This window comes from Streptomyces sirii (genome assembly GCF_045690365.1).
In the GTDB taxonomy this organism is placed as follows: domain Bacteria; phylum Actinomycetota; class Actinomycetes; order Streptomycetales; family Streptomycetaceae; genus Streptomyces; species Streptomyces sirii.
In genome coordinates this window covers 8,123,403-8,138,309 of the sequence record NZ_CP147982.1, presented here as the reverse complement: position 1 = coordinate 8,138,309, position 14,907 = coordinate 8,123,403, and the positions used below count along the sequence as shown (strand labels likewise).

The following is a 14,907-nucleotide window of genomic DNA, read 5'->3' as shown; positions in this document are numbered from 1 at the left end:
TTTGGGGTCGGGATGCTACGGCGCGCGACCCTGACATGTCCCCCGATTGCCGGGAAGTCTTGCCGGACTTTCACACCGACGCCGCGGGCCGGCTCGAATCCAGCCACAACGCGGTGCTACCCGAGGCCGAAAAGCTGCAGCGTCCGGACCACCAGCCACCCCAACAGGCCCATTGCCGTTACCAGTTGGATGCCCTTCCACAACGACGTCTGTGTGGCGAAATGCGCCCGCCAGGCCATCGTCCGTCTACGGACCCCCACCGAGGCCAGGGCGGCCTTCATGGCGCGGGCCACGTGGTGGGTGGGCGTAAACGTGATCAACCACGCCCGAGCGGCTTCTTTGGCGCGGGCCACTTGGCGCGCGAGCATGCCTCGCGAGGTCTTGGCGCCGGGCACGGGTCCTACCGGGTGCACATGGGGCGCCCACTGGGAGTCGAAGGTGATGACGGCGGAGGCCGAGGGATCGCCCACAGTCACCTCGTCCAGCCGGATCGGCGCCGGCAGGAGTTCGTCCAGGCGTTGGGCCACGCCCGACAGCCCGTCCAGCGCCAGCAGGACCAGCTTCCGCGCGGGCTGGGTTGCGCGCGCCTGCTCCACCTCCCACCACAGTCCCTCGCTCAACCCCAGTCGCAGCACGATGAGTTGGGACAGCTCCATCATCCGCAGGACCGCGGGCTGCCAGTCATCGTGCGGCAGATAGAAGCGCGCCGCGCCCAAGCGCGGCAGTGGCTCCCCTGGTCTGCCCACCGCGATCACGGGGCCGAAGGCGCCCAACGCCCCCGCGAGCTGCTCCTCCCGCGAATGAAGGGTGACCGTCGCCTGGTCGTCGACCCGGGCCGCGGTGTCGTCGTCGGCGAAGCCGCGCAGGTAGAGCACGGGCTTGCGGCCGTCGGCCAGCAGTGCCTGGGCCGCACCGCGTGCCGAGCGCGGGCGGGTGTAGCGCAGGATCAGGACTCCGGCCCCCAGCGCGGCCAACCCGCAAGGCAGAAGGAGCACTTGCATCGCCAACTGCATCTTGAAGCCTTGTTGCTGAGCCATGCTGACCGCGAGGAAACCAGCCGTGAACAGCCCGTATCCGACGCTGCCGGCCATCAGGAACACCGGCCGTCGCCACCACGGCTGACGCGGGGCCAACTGGCCGACCACCTCGACGATCTCCGCGACGCCCGACCGGCGGCGACGTCGCAGCCACAGCACCGGCACGAGCAGCACCCCGGCGGGCACCGCCCAGCACAGCACTGTCGTACTCGACGAGTTGACGTCCCGGTCGAGCCCCGCCTGCTCCTGCTCGACCTGCGCCGCCAGCCCGGCGACCCGCTCACGGGCGAGGGAGACCCTGCCCTGCCGGGCGTCGCCGGTGGCAGCGGAGACCGCCGACCGGCTCTCCCCCGGCGGCGCGTGGTCAGCGAACCACGCGGCGCCATCACCGACCTCATTGCGTGCGGACACCTCCCCGTCGGCGTAGCGGTCCAGGGCGGCAGTGAACGCCGCGGCCCGCGCCGGGGCATCACGGAAGCGGTCGCGGGCGCGCAGGTCCATGCCCGCGGTGATCGCCAAGTGCAGCGCGACATACACCGTGACGACCGCCACCACCGTGACCAGCCGTGCGAACGCCCGTAAGCGCGAGGTCACCTCCCCCACCCCCTACCTCGACGGAGCACCGCCGCCCGGCGACAAACCGCGTCCCGTAGTACCACTTCGGCCTGCCGGCTGTGGGCGGTTTCGCGAGCCTCTCCCTCTCCCGCCTTGCCCGGCCGTACCCCGCCGCGGAACGTGGTCAGGTCAAGCGCGAATCGGGCACCAGCCGATCGAACGAGACCGCAAGGCGTTCCGGGCCGCGGAGGATGGCGTTCTCTCGGTAGGGCGGGGGGTCGGCGAGCAGGCGGGGGGATTCCAGGCGGCGGGCGAGAGCGGTCAGGGCCATCTGGGCTTCGGCGCGGGCGAGGGTGGCGCCGATGCAGTAGTGGATGCCGCCCCCGAAGCCGAGGTGGGCGTTGTCGGGTCGGTCGGGTACGAAGCGGTCCGGGTCGGGGAAGCGGTGGGGGTCGCGGTTGGCCGCGGCGAGGAGCAGTCGGACGCGTGCGCCCTTGGGGATGGTGGTGCCGGCGAGGTCGATGTCGGCCAGGGTGCTGCGTCCGGACATCTGCACCGGCGGGTCGTAGCGCAGTACCTCCTCCACGAGCGGGGTGGCGAGCTCGGGGTCGGTGCGCAGCCGGGCGAGCGCGTCGGGGTGGCGCAGGAGTGCGAGGGTGCCGTTGGCGATGAGGTTGACGGTGGTCTCGTGGCCGGCGATGAGGAGCAGGCCGAGCGTGACGCGGAGGTCCACCGGGTCCATGGGGCCGTCGGGTCCCTGGGCGCGCATCAGGCCGGAGAGCAGGTCGTCGCCGTCGGTGGCGTCGTGGCGTGCGATGAGTCCTTCGAGGTACTCGATCAACTCGCCGCGCGCCTGCTGGAGTTCGCGGAGCTCTTCCTCGGTCTGGGTGTCGACGGGGTCCAGCCCGCGGGTGAGACGGCGGGCCAGGCTGCCGAAGAGGCGTTCGTCCTCGCGGGGCACGCCGAGCAGTTCGCAGATGACGGTGACGGGCAGGGGGTAGGCCAGGTCGCCGACGACGTCGAGCTGTCCTGGCTGCTCGCTCATGTGCGCGTCGAGAAGCCCGGTGACGAGTGCGTCGATGTGGTCGCGCATGCGGGTGACGCGCGGGACGAACTCCTCGGTGACCAGGCGGCGGAGCTGGTCGTGCCGGGGCGGGTCCTCGACCAGCAGGCTCTTGCGGATCTGCTGCTGTTGCGGGTTGCGGCGGTCGGCGCTGATGCGCGGGTCCCGGAGCAGCAGGCTGATCTCGCGGTGGCCGCTGACCAGCCAGGTGCCGTCCTCCATGCACACCACCGGCCGGCTGCGGAGCTGTTCGTAGCAGGGGTAGGGGTCGGCGCGGTTCTCGTACCGGAGGGCCTGGGCGAACAGGACCGAGGCCGAGTGCTGCGTGGTGGTTGCTGTGGTCATGGTGGGTCTCCCCTCACTCTTCACTGGTGTCCGGCCAGGACGGACGGACTGGTCGGCGGGGTCGGCGGGGTGGGCGGCTGCCCTGGTGCGGAGGCGGCGGGTTGCGGGACCGCGGTGGGTTGCGGGGCGGCGGTGGAGCGCGGGAATTGCGCGTCGACCGGCCGGAGGCAGTCCGGGCCGTCGGTGGCGTTGAGGGCCGGGGGGAAGGGGGCGCGGGCCTCGATGAGGGCGGCGTAGCCGTCCAGCACGCGGGGGCTGTCCACCGCGACGGCGGCGACCAGGCGGCCCCGTCGGCCGTAGGCGGCCACGAAGCGCCGTTGGTCGAGCGCGCCCTGGGTGACGACGACCTGGTCGGCGACGGCGGGCAGCCCCACGCACTTGAGGTTGACCTGGAACTGGTTGGACCAGAACGCCGGCAGGGGCTGGTGGCTGCGGTGGTCGCCCGGCTCGTGGGTCATGTTGTGCGCGGCGGTACGTGCCTGGGCGACGGCGTTGTCCCAGTGGTCCAGGCGCAGGAGCTGCCCGGGGTGGAGCGGGTGCGGCCAGCGGGCGACGTCGCCGGCGACGAAGACGTCCGGCATCGGCGTCCCGTCGTCGGTCAGCGCCCGGCAGGCCTCGTCGCAGACCACCCCGCGGGCGTCGGCGGCCAGGCCGGAGCCGGCCAGCCACTCGGTGTTGGCGAGGGCACCGGCGGCGACCACGGCCACCTCGGCCGGCACCACGGTGCCGTCGGAGAGGACCGCCCGCCGCAGCCGCCCGTGAGCGTCGCCTTCGAGCGCGTGGACGGTGGTGTGCAGTCGCAGGTCCACTCCGGCGTCGCGGTACCAGCGGGCCGCGGCGGCGCCGACGACACCGCCCAGTGCGCTCGCCAAGGGGGTTTTGCTGCGCTGGGTCACGGTCACGTCGAGCCCCAGGTCGCGGCAGGACGAGGCGACCTCGCCACCGGTGAATCCGGCGCCGACGACCAGCACCCGCTCCGGCCCCGCGGCCAGCGCCGCGCGCAGCCGGTCGGCGTCGTCACGGGTGCGCAGCGTGTGGACCCCGTGCAGGGTGCCGCCCTGCCGCTCGGGCCAGGGACGGGCCCGGGTGCCGGTGGCGATCAGCAGTCGGTCGTAGTCGACCTGTCGCCCATCGGCCAGCATCACTCGGCGTTCGCGCAGGTCAAGGCCGGTTGCGGGGGTGCCGAGCAGCCAGCGGGCGGCGATGTCGCGCACCCGGGGAAGCAGGGTGCGGTCGGTGGGCAGCCAGCCGGACAGGACCGCCTTCGACAGCGGCGGACGGTCGTAGGGCGGGTGCGGCTCGTCACCGATGAGCGTGAGCTCGCCGGTGAAGCCCTCGTCGCGGAGCGCCTCGGCGGCGCGCAGCCCGGCCAGGGAGGCGCCGACCACCACGATGCGTTCGGGGGCGTTCATCGCGCACGCTCCGGGGTCGGGGGCACGGGCTCGGTGGCCCTGCCCAGGGTGATGGCCTGTACGGGGCACGCCGCGGCGGCCCGGGCGACCTCGCTGCGCGTGCTCGGGTCGGGCGCGTAGTCGTACTCCAGCGCCTCCTCGCCGTGGAACCGGAAGACGGTCGGCGCGGCGTAGACGCACTGCCCATAGCTCTGGCAGCGGTTGAGGTCCACCACAAGCCGAGGGGTGTCCGGCGGGGAATCGGGGGTCATTTCTTCGCTCTCCTCCCAGTTCAGAGGGGGTTCCGGTGGCTCTTGAGGCCGTCAGTCGCGGCCTTCGGGCGGCTCGCCGGATCCGATCGCGGATGCTATTCAGATAGCGACCACTATTCGGACTGTACATGCTATCCGAGCGTTGACATAGCGATTGCTATCCAAATAGCATCGACAACATGAGCAGTGAGAGTGACGAACCGGTACGGCAGCGACTGACCCGCGCGGAGGCCAAGGCCCGCACCCGGCGGCTGCTGCTGGACGCGGCGGCGCGGGTCTTCGCCCGCAAGGGCTTCACCGGGGCCTCGGTGGAGGAGATCGCCGAGACCGCGGGCTTCTCCATCGGCGCGCTGTACTCGAACTTCAACGGCAAGGAGGCGCTCTTCCTGGAGCTGATGGCCGAACGCGGTCTGGGCCGCGTCGCCGAGGCGGCCCAGACCCTGGACCGGCACGAGGCGGGCACCGGGGAGGCCGCCGCCGAACTGGGCCGTCTGCTGGTGCACGTCGCCGACAAGGACATCGACTTCGCCCCGCTCCAGGCCGAGTTCTGGCTCTACGCGGTGCGCAACCCGCACGTCCTCGACACCATGGCCGGCGCGCTGCGCGCACCGCGCCAGGAGCTGGAGGGCCTGGTGGCCACCTGGCTCACGGAGCAGGGCGCCCCCTCCGAGGTCGGTGCCGATGCCGTGGCCACGGTGGTGGCGGCGCTGTTCCAGGGCCTGGTGCGGCTGCGGCGGGTGGACCCCGACAGCGTCCCCGAAGAGCTCTTCGGCCAGGCCCTGCGCTGGTTGTTCACCGGTATCGGCGCCGCCCCCGACCGGGACCGCCCCGCCCCCGAGGAGCCGGCGTCATGAACCCGGACCGGCACGAGCCGACCCCCGCCCGGAACATCCGCCGGGCCTATGCCGTGGCCGGCCTGGTCATGGCCCTCATGTGGATCGGCGAGGGCAACGAGCCCGCCTGGGCCCACGCGGTGCGCGCCACCTTCCTCCTGCTGCTCCTCCCGCCCCTGCTGCTGCGGACCAACCGCCGCCTGTCCACCGCGTTCCACGAGTCCGCGCGCCCCGGCCCGGCGCTCGCCCGGCTGATCACCGCCCGGGTCCTGATCGTCGCCGCGGCCCTCGTCGCCGGCGCCCTCCTCGGCCACCTGCTGGACCCGCACACCCCCGTCGACACCAGGGCGCTCGGCATCCGGCTGCTGCTGGTCGTGCTGACCGTCCCGCTCCAGATCCGCGCCGCACGGCGAGCACGCGCCGCCGGCGCCCACCCTTCGGCCCGCCCCACGCTGTCGGCGCCCCGGCTGATCTGCGGCAAGCTGAGCCTCATCGCTGCCGCGTTGCTGACGGAGACGCTCCTCGACCCGTATATGGCCAACGCCCAGTTGCTGATCGCCGCCGCCATCGCCGTCGGCGTGGCCGCCCTGGGGCCCAAGATCCACCCCCAGCTGCTGGTCCCCCGGCCCACCGACACCGCCCGGGAGCCGAGCCCGGTCGGCACGGCCGCCTGACCCCGGCCGACGACTTCCGAACGCGGCCGCTGCAGGGCACGTATTCGTGGGTGACGGTGCCGACGGTGCGCCGTATCGTCGACTCACCTCAGAACCGGCGGAAAGCGTCGGCGGGGATGACTGACGGGGGTCGGGGTGGGCGTGCGGAGCGCACAGGTCGGGGCGGGGGACGTGGACGAGGCGGCCGCCCGGCGCCGCGAGCAACGCGGCTGGTACTGGTACGACTGGGCGAACAGCGTCTACTCGACGAGCGTGCTGACGGTCTTCCTCGGCCCCTATCTGACGTCGGTGGCGAAGGCCGCGGCGGACGCGGACGGCTTTGTCCATCCGCTGGGCATCCCGGTGCGGGCCGGCTCCTTCTACGCGTACACGGTGTCGGCGTCGCTGCTGCTGTCCGTACTGGCGATGCCGCTGGCCGGGGCGCTGGCCGACCGGACCGGGCGGAAGAAGCCGCTACTGGGCGTCTGCGCGTACACCGGAGCCGCGGCGACCACGGGGATGTTCTTCCTGGGCGGTGAGCGCTATCTGCTGGGCGGGGCGCTGCTGATCCTGGCGAACGTGGGCTTCGTGGTGTCGTCGATGCTCTACAACTCCTTCCTGCCGCAGATCGCCCGGCCCGACGAGCGCGACGCGGTCTCCTCCCGGGGCTGGGCGTTCGGCTACGCGGCCGGGGCACTGGTGCTGGTCGCCGACCTGGCGCTCTACGGCGCACACGACTCCTTCGGCCTCTCCGAGGGCGAAGCGGTGCGCATCTGCCTGGCGTCCGCGGGGCTGTGGTGGGGGGTGTTCTCGCTGATTCCGCTGCGCCGGCTGCGCGACCGGCGGACGGGGGCGGGCATCGCCACGGCGGGCCCGGCCGGTGGCACCCCGCTGGGCCGGGGCTGGCGCCAGCTGCGGGAGACGCTCGGCGATATGCGCCGCCACCCCCTCACGCTCGCCTTCCTCCTGGCCTACCTCGTCTACAACGACGGCGTGCAGACCGTGATCACCCAGGCCTCCGTCTACGGCTCCGAGGAGCTGAAGCTGGACCAGACGACGCTGATCGTGGCGATCCTGCTGGTGCAGGTGCTGGCCGCGGCGGGAGCCCTGCTGATGGGGCGCCTGGCCCGGCGCTACGGCACTCAGCGGACGGTGCTGGGCTCGTTGGCGGCCTGGACCCTGACGATCGCCGTCGGCTATTTTCTGCCCGCGAGGGCACCACTGTGGTTCTTCGCCCTGGCCGTCGGCATCGGCCTGGTCCTGGGCGGCAGCCAGGCGCTGTCGCGCTCGCTGTTCTCGCATCTGGTGCCGCCCGGCAAGGAGGCGGAGTACTTCTCCGCTTACGAGATGAGCGACCGGGGCGTGAGCTGGCTGGGGCCCCTGGTTTTCGGGGTGACGTACCAGCTGACCGGCAGCTATCGGGACGCGATCGTGTCCCTGGTGGCGTTCTTCGTGATCGGTTTCGTCCTGCTGGCGAGGGTGCCGGTGAGGCGGGCGATCATGGCGGCCGGAAATCCCATACCTGACCGGATTTAGTCCCGGAGGGTGTGGGGCGGTAGTGTACGCCTTTGGCCCACCAGGCGGACCGTTACTGCGCGCTCAAGCATGAAAGGCGTTGGGTGACATCTGCTGCCAGATGTGACAAACCGGGCGTCGGTGGGTACAACAAGGGGCGGCACGAAGGTAGGCAGCGGCGCACAGCGCCTCCGTCAATGGCGGTGGTGGGCGACGGGTGGGCTCATATCCCGATACGGGAATCTTCACCGCCGACCGGACGTTGACCGGATGACGACGACAGCGACACCTGTCCTGTGGGCGACAAGCCCGGGAGGCACGATTCATGAGTGAGCGAGCTCTCCGCGGCACGCGACTCGTGGTGACCAGCTACGAGACCGACCGCGGCATCGACCTGGCCCCGCGCCAGGCGGTGGAGTACGCATGCCAGAACGGACATCGATTCGAGATGCCGTTCTCGGTTGAGGCCGAGATTCCGCCGGAGTGGGAGTGCAAGGTATGCGGTGCACCCTCGCTTCTGGTGGATGGCGATGGCCCTGAGGAGAAGAAGGGTAAGCCCGCGCGTACGCACTGGGACATGCTCATGGAGCGGCGCACCCGCGAGGAGCTGGAGGAAGTGCTGGCCGAACGGCTGGCGGTCCTGCGCTCCGGCACCATGAACATCGCCGTGCATCCGCGCGACACCAACCGCAAGTCCGCCTGACGGCAGACCTGCGACACGCAACACGCAAGGGCCGGGGCCACTGCACTTCGCAGTGGCCCCGGCCCTTGGCGTATCCGCCCGCGGCTCGGGCGGCCCGGACCCTGCCGTGATCAGCCCATGAGCGGCGGGTCCTGGCGGCGCTCCGGTCCCTCGGACCGTGCGGCGTCGTCCTCCCGGATCACCTCGCCCTGGACGACCTTGCCGTCCGGTCGGTGCATCCGGGCCTGCTGGAAGGCGTCACCGAACGAGCCCGGCGCGTAGGTCGCCCGCCGATCCAGCAGCTTCTGCACCCGGCCCTGGATCAGCTTCGCGGTGGGCGGGAGGAGGCAGAGCAGCCCCAGGGCGTCCGACACCAGCCCCGGCAGCATCAGCAGCAGTCCCCCGGCTATCGGGAGCGTGCTGCCGGTGCCGGAACGGTCGCTGCCGGACGCGGCGGGCTTGGGGGGAGCCGTCGGGTCGGCGGGCTGAAAGCTCTCGGTGAGGTTCTTCCAGGCCCGACGGCCGGCCCGCTTGATCACATAGCCGCCGACGAGCACGCCCGCGACCAGCAGCAGAAAGACGGTCAGACCGTTGGTGGCCCCGGCGACCACGGTCAGCAGCCAGATCTCCAGCACCATGAAGGCGGCGATGCCCAAAGGCACGAACCGGCGGGCGCGCGAGCGCCGGGGCGGGCGGGGACCGGTATCTGCGGTGGCTCCGAACGTCATGCCTCAAGTGTGCCTGGCGCGCCCCCCGGCACCCCCCGGGGGTTACGCGTGGGATCACGTACGGGACGCGCCGGCCAGGCCTCTCAGCGGCGGCGGAGCTTGTCCACCCGGGAGCCGACGCCCCAGGCCGTGACCCGCCACAACGCCTCCACGACGATGTCGCGGCTCATCTTGCTGTCGCCGTGCTCCCGCTCGACGAAGGTGATCGGCACCTCGACGACGTGGTAGCCGGCCTGCACGGCGCGGCGGGCGAGGTCGACCTGGAAGCAGTAGCCCTGGGAGGCCACCTCGTCCAGCCCCAGGCCCTGGAGGGTCTCCGCGCGAAAGGCCCGGTAGCCGCCGGTGATGTCGCGCAGTGGCAGGTCCAGCACCAGCCGGGAGTAGGTACTGCCCCCTCGGGAGATGAACTGGCGGTACTTGGGCCAGTTGACGGTGCGCCCGCCGGGCACCCATCGCGAGCCGAGGACCAGATCGGCGCCCTTGAGGGCGGTGAGCAGCCGCGGCAGCTCCTCGGGCTGGTGCGAGCCGTCGGCGTCCATCTCGACGAGCACGCCGTAGCCGTTGTCGATGCCCCACCGGAAGCCCGCGAGGTAGGCGGCGCCGAGGCCCTCCTTGCCCTTGCGGTGCAGGACGTGGACCCGGTCGTCGTCGGCGGCCAGCTCGTCGGCGAGCTTGCCGGTGCCGTCGGGGCTGTTGTCGTCCGCGACGAGGACATGTGCCTCGGGTACGGCGGACCGCACCCGCGCGACGACGGGCTTGATGTTCTCCGCCTCGTTGTACGTCGGGATGATCACCAACGTGGTGCCGAGCGGTCCGTACTGCCGCTGACCGTCTGTCACTGCTGCCCCTTCTCGTCCTTCGTACGCCCGCGCCGGCCGACGGCTAGCGCGGCGGCGCAGGACAGAAGCCCCACGATAGCGAGCGCCCACTCAGGCGCCGCACCGACGCGGTCGGCGAGCGTCGTTTCGTCCCGCAGCGGGATGCGCGCGGAGACCACGCCCTGGGTGAACTCCGGAATCCGGTGGGTGATGGTGCCGTCCGGCGCGACCACGGCGCTGATCCCGCTGGTGGCCGCGGTGACCACGGCGCGGCCGTGCTCGACGGCGCGCAGCCTGGACATCGCCAGCTGCTGTTCGGGCTGGCCGGTGCGGCCGTAGGTGGCGTTGTTGGTCTGAATGACCAGGGCCCGGGCGCCGGCCTTCACGGTGTCGTGCACGATCTCGTCGTAGGCGACCTCGAAGCAGATGACGTCGCCGAGCCTGGCGGGGCCTACGTTGAGCACGCCGGTGTGGTCGCCGGGGTAGAAGTCGCGGGGCACCCGCTGGAACCGCGTGATGATCTTGCTGAGCTGCTCCCGGAAGGGGACGTACTCGCCGAACGGCACGGGGTGCTGCTTGGTGTACGAGGCCCCCGGCCCCTTCTTCGGGTCCCAGACGATGCCCTCGTTGAAGACGTAGCCCTCCTTGGAGGGGTGGTCGACGAGCGCACCCACCAGGACGGGCACCCCGATGGCCTTCACGGCCTCGTCGATCCGGTCGTAGGCCTGCGGGTACTGGAACGGATCGAGGTCGGAGGAGTTCTCCGGCCAGATGACCAGGTCGGGCTTCTTCGCCCGGCCGGCCTCGATGTCGGCGGCGAGCTTCTCGGTGGCCGTCGCGTGGTTGTCGAGGATCCTCATCGGGCGGCCCAGGAAGTCCATGCCGGGCTGCTGGACGTTGCCCTGGACGACGGCGATGTCGACGGTGTCGTCGGCCTTCGTGGGGACCGGAACCAAGGCACCGGCCAGGGCCACCGCGCCGGCCAGCCCGAACGCCTCCAGGGCGGGGAGCGCCCGGCGCAGCCCGCCCTTGCCGCGCAGCCGCCAGAGGGCGGCGGCGCCGGCGGCCAGCAGGGCGCCGGTCAGTGCGACGGCGAAGGTCACCAGCGGGGCCCCGCCGAGCGCGGCGAGCGGGGTGAAGGGCGAGGCGGTGTTCGCGAACGCCAGCCGGCCCCAGGGGAAGCCGCCGAGCGGCAGCCGGTCACGCGCCCACTCCTGGGCGACCCACAGGCAGGCGGCCCACAGCGGCCAGGCGGGCAGCCGGGACGTCGCGGCGAGCGCCGCCCCCAGCACCGTCATGAAGAGCGCCTCGGCGATCGAGAGGCCCACCACCGCGTCCCAGCCGACGACGTGCAGCCACTTCAGCAGGATCAAGAAGAACGGCAGCCCGAACACCAGGCCCGTCCAGGCGCCCTGGCGGGCGGTCCGGCCCCGGGCCAGCAAGGAGAGCGCGGCCACCGCCACCAGCGACAGCGGCCACAGGTCGTACGGCGGGAAGGCGAGGCCCAGCGCGACACCGAAGACCACCGCGAGGCCGGTGCGCGGGGCCTCACGCCGGGCCAGCGCGGCGCACCGCCGGGCCCGTCCAGGGCGCGTCGCCGCGGCGGCGGAGCCGGCCTCGGCGGGCGGCACCGGGTCGCCGGGCATGGCGCCGCCGGCGGCTTCTTCGGTGGTATCGGAACCCGATGGCACGGTCGCGGGCCTCCTGCAAGACGGTCGTGCGGTGTGAGCTGACCGTACATCGGGTGGCCGGGTATGCGGATGCGGGGTGCACAAAAGGTGAATGCCGCGCGCAGGGCCGCGGCGGGTGCGGAGCGGGGCCCGGCGCCCTTCGGGCCGACCTGGGACCCGCTGGCTGCGGGTCGACCGAGAGCCGTTGTCTACTGAGCGTCCGGGCCCCATCCGGGTCGCACCTGCCGACCTGACAAGACTTTCCGTCGCCCCGTGTCGCTGGTCCTGGACCTGGCTCCCAGTGGCGGTGCCCAATTGGCGCACCGCCCCATGGCCCAGCTGCGTTCGACGACTGCGCGGAGGTCTCCCGGTCGGACGTCCTGTGGTGGACTCGGCCGAACCTACCGGCCGTCGACCGCCTGCTGTCAACAGGTCCTCCGCCTGCGTCGTTTTCGCGTCGTCCCAGGTCAGCCGCGAACACCCCTTGGGAGGGCGGGCAGCGGCAGGCGCGGGCCGCTACGGCACGAGTCCGTGCGATGTCACTCGTTCGGCCGCTCGAAGACCGTTCGGCCGGCGACGACGGTGCGCAGGCACACCGGAAGGTCGCCGCCGGGGGTGAGATCGGGCAGACCGGGGGTGCCCGAGCGGGGGTCGGTGGACCAGCGCTCCACCCGCTCGTCCGGCGCCTGGACGAGCAGCTCGCCGGTGCGCCAGACCGCGTAGTCGGCGGGCGCGCCGGGCACCAGGACGCCGGCGTCATCGCGGCCGACGGCCCGCCAGCCGCCGCGGGTGTGCGCGGTGAACGCGGCGCGGGCGGAGATGCCGTGGGCGCGGGTGCGGTGGAAGACCGCGGCGCGCACGGTGCCCCAGGGGTCGAGCGGGGTGACCGGACTGTCGGATCCGAGCGCGATCGGCACACCGGCCTTGAGCAGCGCGGCGTACGGGTTGAGGGTGCGGGCCCGCTCGGCGCCCAGGCGGGCGGCGTACATGCCGTCCGGCCCGCCCCAGGCCGCGTCGAAGGCGGGCTGGACGGACGCGGTCAGGGCCAGTTCGGCGAATCCGGCGATGGTGGCTTCGGTGAGCATCTCGGCGTGCTCGACGCGGTGCCGGGCGGCCCGGATCCGGTCCGTGCCGACCTTCTCGGCGGCGGCCCGTACGCCGTCGACGACGCTGGTCAGAGCGGCGTCGCCGATGGCGTGGAAGCCGGCCTGCAGCCCGGCCTCGGTGCAGGCGGCGACATGGGCGGCGACCGCGTCCGCGTCGAGCCGGGCGGCACCGGTGTGGTCGGCGTCCGCGTACGGGGTGTGCAGATGGGCGGTGTGCGAGCCGAGCGAGCCGTCGACGAAGAGGTCGCCGGCGGCGCCGATCGCCCCGAGCTCACGGATCCGCTCCGCGTCCTTTGCAGATGCGACGGCTTCGGCCCAGTAGCCGACGACGCGCGGACCGGCGCCCTCCCGGGCGAGGGCGAGCAGGTCGAGGAAGTCCTCCTCACCGGAGATGTCCGGGCCCGCGCACTCGTGGACGCTGCCGATGCCGAGCGAGGCGGCGCGGGCCAGCGCCGCGGCCTGGGCCTCGGCGCGCTGAGTCGGGGTGACGGTGGCGTACGCGGCCCGGCGGACGGCGTGGTGCGCGTCGCCGGTCAGCGGCGCCTCGGCGTCGAAGCCGGACTGCCCGCGGACGCCGGGGACCAGATCGAGCAGCGCCGTCGTCACGACCGCTGAGTGCACATCGACGCGGGTGAGATAGAGGGGACGGCCGCCGGTGGCCGCGTCCAGCTCCGCGCGGGACGGCGGACGCCCCTCCGGCCAGGCGCTGGCGTCCCAGCCGTGCCCCAGCAGGATCCGGTCCGCCGGGCGGGCGTCGGCGTACGCGCGGATCCGGGCCAGCGCGTCGGACAGCGTGGCGGCACCGGCCAGGTCGAGTCCGGTGAGCGCGAGCCCGGTCGCCGTGGTGTGCACATGCGCGTCCGTGAACGCCGGGGTGACGAGCGCGCCGTCGAGGTGGAGGACCTCGTCGACGCCCGCGGCGAAGGAGTCGGCGGCGCCCTCCTCGCCGACCCAGGCGATGCGGTCGCCCTCCACGACCATGGCGGTGGCGAAGGGGTCCGCGGGGCTGTGCACCTCGCCCCCGCGCAGCAGGACGGTGCGGGACGGTGCCGAATCGGGGGTGCGCTCGCTCATACCGGACAGTTTGGCCCCTGTGCGCTGCCTCTTCGCGCGCGGGGGGCGATTGCCGGTCAGATGCGCGGCGGGCGGGCCTCGTACGGGGTCGACAGCACGACCGTGGTGCGGGTCGAGACGCCGGCCAGCGTGCGGATGCGGGTGAGCAGATGCTCCAGTTCCAGCGGAGTGGAGACCCGGACCTTGAGGATGTAGTTCTCGTCGCCGGCCACGCTGTGGCAGGCCTCCAGCTCGGGGACCTCCGCGAGGCGGTCGGAGATGTCGTCCGGCGCGCTGGGGTCGAAGGGTTTGACCGAGATGAAGGCGGTGAGCGGCAGGCCCACGGCTTCGGGGTCCACGATCGCCGCGTAGCCCCGGATGACCCCGCGCTGCTCCAGGCGGCGCACCCGCTGGTGCACCGCCGAGGTGGACAGGCCGGTGGCCTTGCCCAGGTCGGTGTAGCTCATCCGCCCGTCCTTGACGAGCAGATCCACGATTTGTCGGTCCAACTCCTCCACCCGTTCAACCTACTGTGCGCGGGCGCATATGCGCATCGCGCGCCGGATCGTGGACACCTCCGCGCCGGTCCATGTGACCAATGCCACACGAGTGAACCGGTGTCGGCGGGGCGCCGGCGATTATGCGCCCGGCATGGAGGGAATTGCTGCTGGTGGCCAGGCCGCCCGCCATAGGAAGCCGGCGGTCCGATCGGCCCACCCGAGGGGGATGGACATCATGCGACGCCTTAAGCAGGACACCGCTGCCGCGAGCATCAGCGCCCAGGAGGGCGACAGTCTCGGCTTCTCCGGCGACGACGGCGCGTACGACGCCTTCGAGACCTTTGAGATCTTCCGCGTGACCTGCCCCGACTGCCTGCAGCCGATCGCGCTGCTGGCGGACGAGGACGCCCTTCCCGAGCACGCCCTGTGCCCCACCCCCTGGAACCCGTTCGGCCTGACGGTCTGCCAGGGCTCCGGCCGTCCGGCGTCCGAGGCCCCGGAGACCGGCGACACCCTCGACACCCAGGAGCAGGACGCGGCGATGCTGCTGACGCTCCCCGAGAGCCTGGACTGGCGCCGTCAGCCGTTCTCGCACATCGGCGGCCCCGGTACACAGCCGATCCGGGTGCCGCGGATGCGCCGCAGCGCCTGAGCGCGCCACTGCCTTCGTCCGGAGGCCGCCGCGG

14 protein-coding genes are annotated in these 14,907 nt (G+C 72.6%); 5 read left to right on the top strand and 9 right to left on the bottom strand.

Annotated elements, in window-relative coordinates:
* Positions 1–116 precede the first annotated feature (116 nt).
* From WAB15_RS36080 to WAB15_RS36065, 4 genes are all read right to left on the bottom strand, one after another.
* The gene (locus WAB15_RS36080) at positions 117–1,631 is read right to left on the bottom strand and encodes a transferase (protein ID WP_407288877.1); all 1,515 of its coding nucleotides are present in this window, start codon (positions 1,629–1,631) and stop codon (positions 117–119) included.
* Between the two features lie 145 nt (positions 1,632–1,776).
* Complete coding sequence (locus WAB15_RS36075; RefSeq protein WP_407288876.1) at positions 1,777–3,000, bottom strand: cytochrome P450; 1,224 nt, start codon at positions 2,998–3,000, stop codon at positions 1,777–1,779.
* Positions 3,001–3,020: 20 nt separating this feature from the next.
* Positions 3,021–4,412, bottom strand: a complete 1,392-nt coding sequence (locus WAB15_RS36070; protein ID WP_407288875.1) for an NAD(P)/FAD-dependent oxidoreductase — start codon at positions 4,410–4,412, stop codon at positions 3,021–3,023.
* Positions 4,409–4,663, bottom strand: coding sequence for a ferredoxin (locus WAB15_RS36065; RefSeq protein WP_399145547.1), 255 nt, complete (start codon positions 4,661–4,663; stop codon positions 4,409–4,411). The genes WAB15_RS36070 and WAB15_RS36065 overlap by 4 nt, the downstream gene beginning before the upstream one ends.
* A 179-nt stretch (positions 4,664–4,842) precedes the next feature.
* Between WAB15_RS36065 and WAB15_RS36060 the strand changes: the two genes are divergently transcribed.
* From WAB15_RS36060 to WAB15_RS36045, 4 genes are all read left to right on the top strand, one after another.
* Positions 4,843–5,517 (top strand): TetR/AcrR family transcriptional regulator, encoded by a 675-nt coding sequence (locus WAB15_RS36060; protein ID WP_407288874.1) that lies wholly within the window; start codon positions 4,843–4,845, stop codon positions 5,515–5,517.
* Positions 5,514–6,170, top strand: a complete 657-nt coding sequence (locus tag WAB15_RS36055) for a hypothetical protein (protein WP_407288873.1) — start codon at positions 5,514–5,516, stop codon at positions 6,168–6,170. The genes WAB15_RS36060 and WAB15_RS36055 overlap by 4 nt, the downstream gene beginning before the upstream one ends.
* A 141-nt stretch (positions 6,171–6,311) precedes the next feature.
* Positions 6,312–7,685, top strand: a complete 1,374-nt coding sequence (locus WAB15_RS36050; RefSeq protein WP_407288872.1) for an MFS transporter — start codon at positions 6,312–6,314, stop codon at positions 7,683–7,685.
* Positions 7,686–7,989: 304 nt separating this feature from the next.
* Positions 7,990–8,367 (top strand): RNA polymerase-binding protein RbpA, encoded by a 378-nt coding sequence (locus WAB15_RS36045; protein WP_006601711.1) that lies wholly within the window; start codon positions 7,990–7,992, stop codon positions 8,365–8,367.
* Positions 8,368–8,477: 110 nt separating this feature from the next.
* Here the strand turns inward: WAB15_RS36045 and fxsA are convergent, their stop codons facing one another.
* The 5 genes from fxsA to WAB15_RS36020 form a co-directional block, all read right to left on the bottom strand.
* Positions 8,478–9,074 carry an FxsA family membrane protein gene (gene fxsA, locus WAB15_RS36040; protein ID WP_407288871.1) on the bottom strand — a complete coding sequence of 199 codons (597 nt, stop codon included), beginning with the start codon at positions 9,072–9,074 and terminating at the stop codon, positions 8,478–8,480.
* Positions 9,075–9,157: 83 nt separating this feature from the next.
* Positions 9,158–9,913 (bottom strand): polyprenol monophosphomannose synthase, encoded by a 756-nt coding sequence (locus WAB15_RS36035; protein ID WP_399145542.1) that lies wholly within the window; start codon positions 9,911–9,913, stop codon positions 9,158–9,160.
* A complete protein-coding gene (lnt, locus tag WAB15_RS36030) occupies positions 9,910–11,583 on the bottom strand; it encodes an apolipoprotein N-acyltransferase (RefSeq protein WP_407288870.1) in 1,674 nt (557 codons plus the stop codon). The genes WAB15_RS36035 and lnt overlap by 4 nt, the downstream gene beginning before the upstream one ends.
* 518 nt (positions 11,584–12,101) lie before the next feature.
* A complete protein-coding gene (locus WAB15_RS36025; protein WP_407288869.1) occupies positions 12,102–13,742 on the bottom strand; it encodes an amidohydrolase in 1,641 nt (546 codons plus the stop codon).
* A 56-nt stretch (positions 13,743–13,798) separates the two neighbouring features.
* Positions 13,799–14,239, bottom strand: a complete 441-nt coding sequence (locus WAB15_RS36020; RefSeq protein WP_077194248.1) for an Lrp/AsnC family transcriptional regulator — start codon at positions 14,237–14,239, stop codon at positions 13,799–13,801.
* A 208-nt stretch (positions 14,240–14,447) separates the two neighbouring features.
* Between WAB15_RS36020 and WAB15_RS36015 the strand changes: the two genes are divergently transcribed.
* Positions 14,448–14,873, top strand: coding sequence for a hypothetical protein (locus WAB15_RS36015; RefSeq protein ID WP_399145539.1), 426 nt, complete (start codon positions 14,448–14,450; stop codon positions 14,871–14,873).
* Positions 14,874–14,907 lie beyond the last annotated feature (34 nt).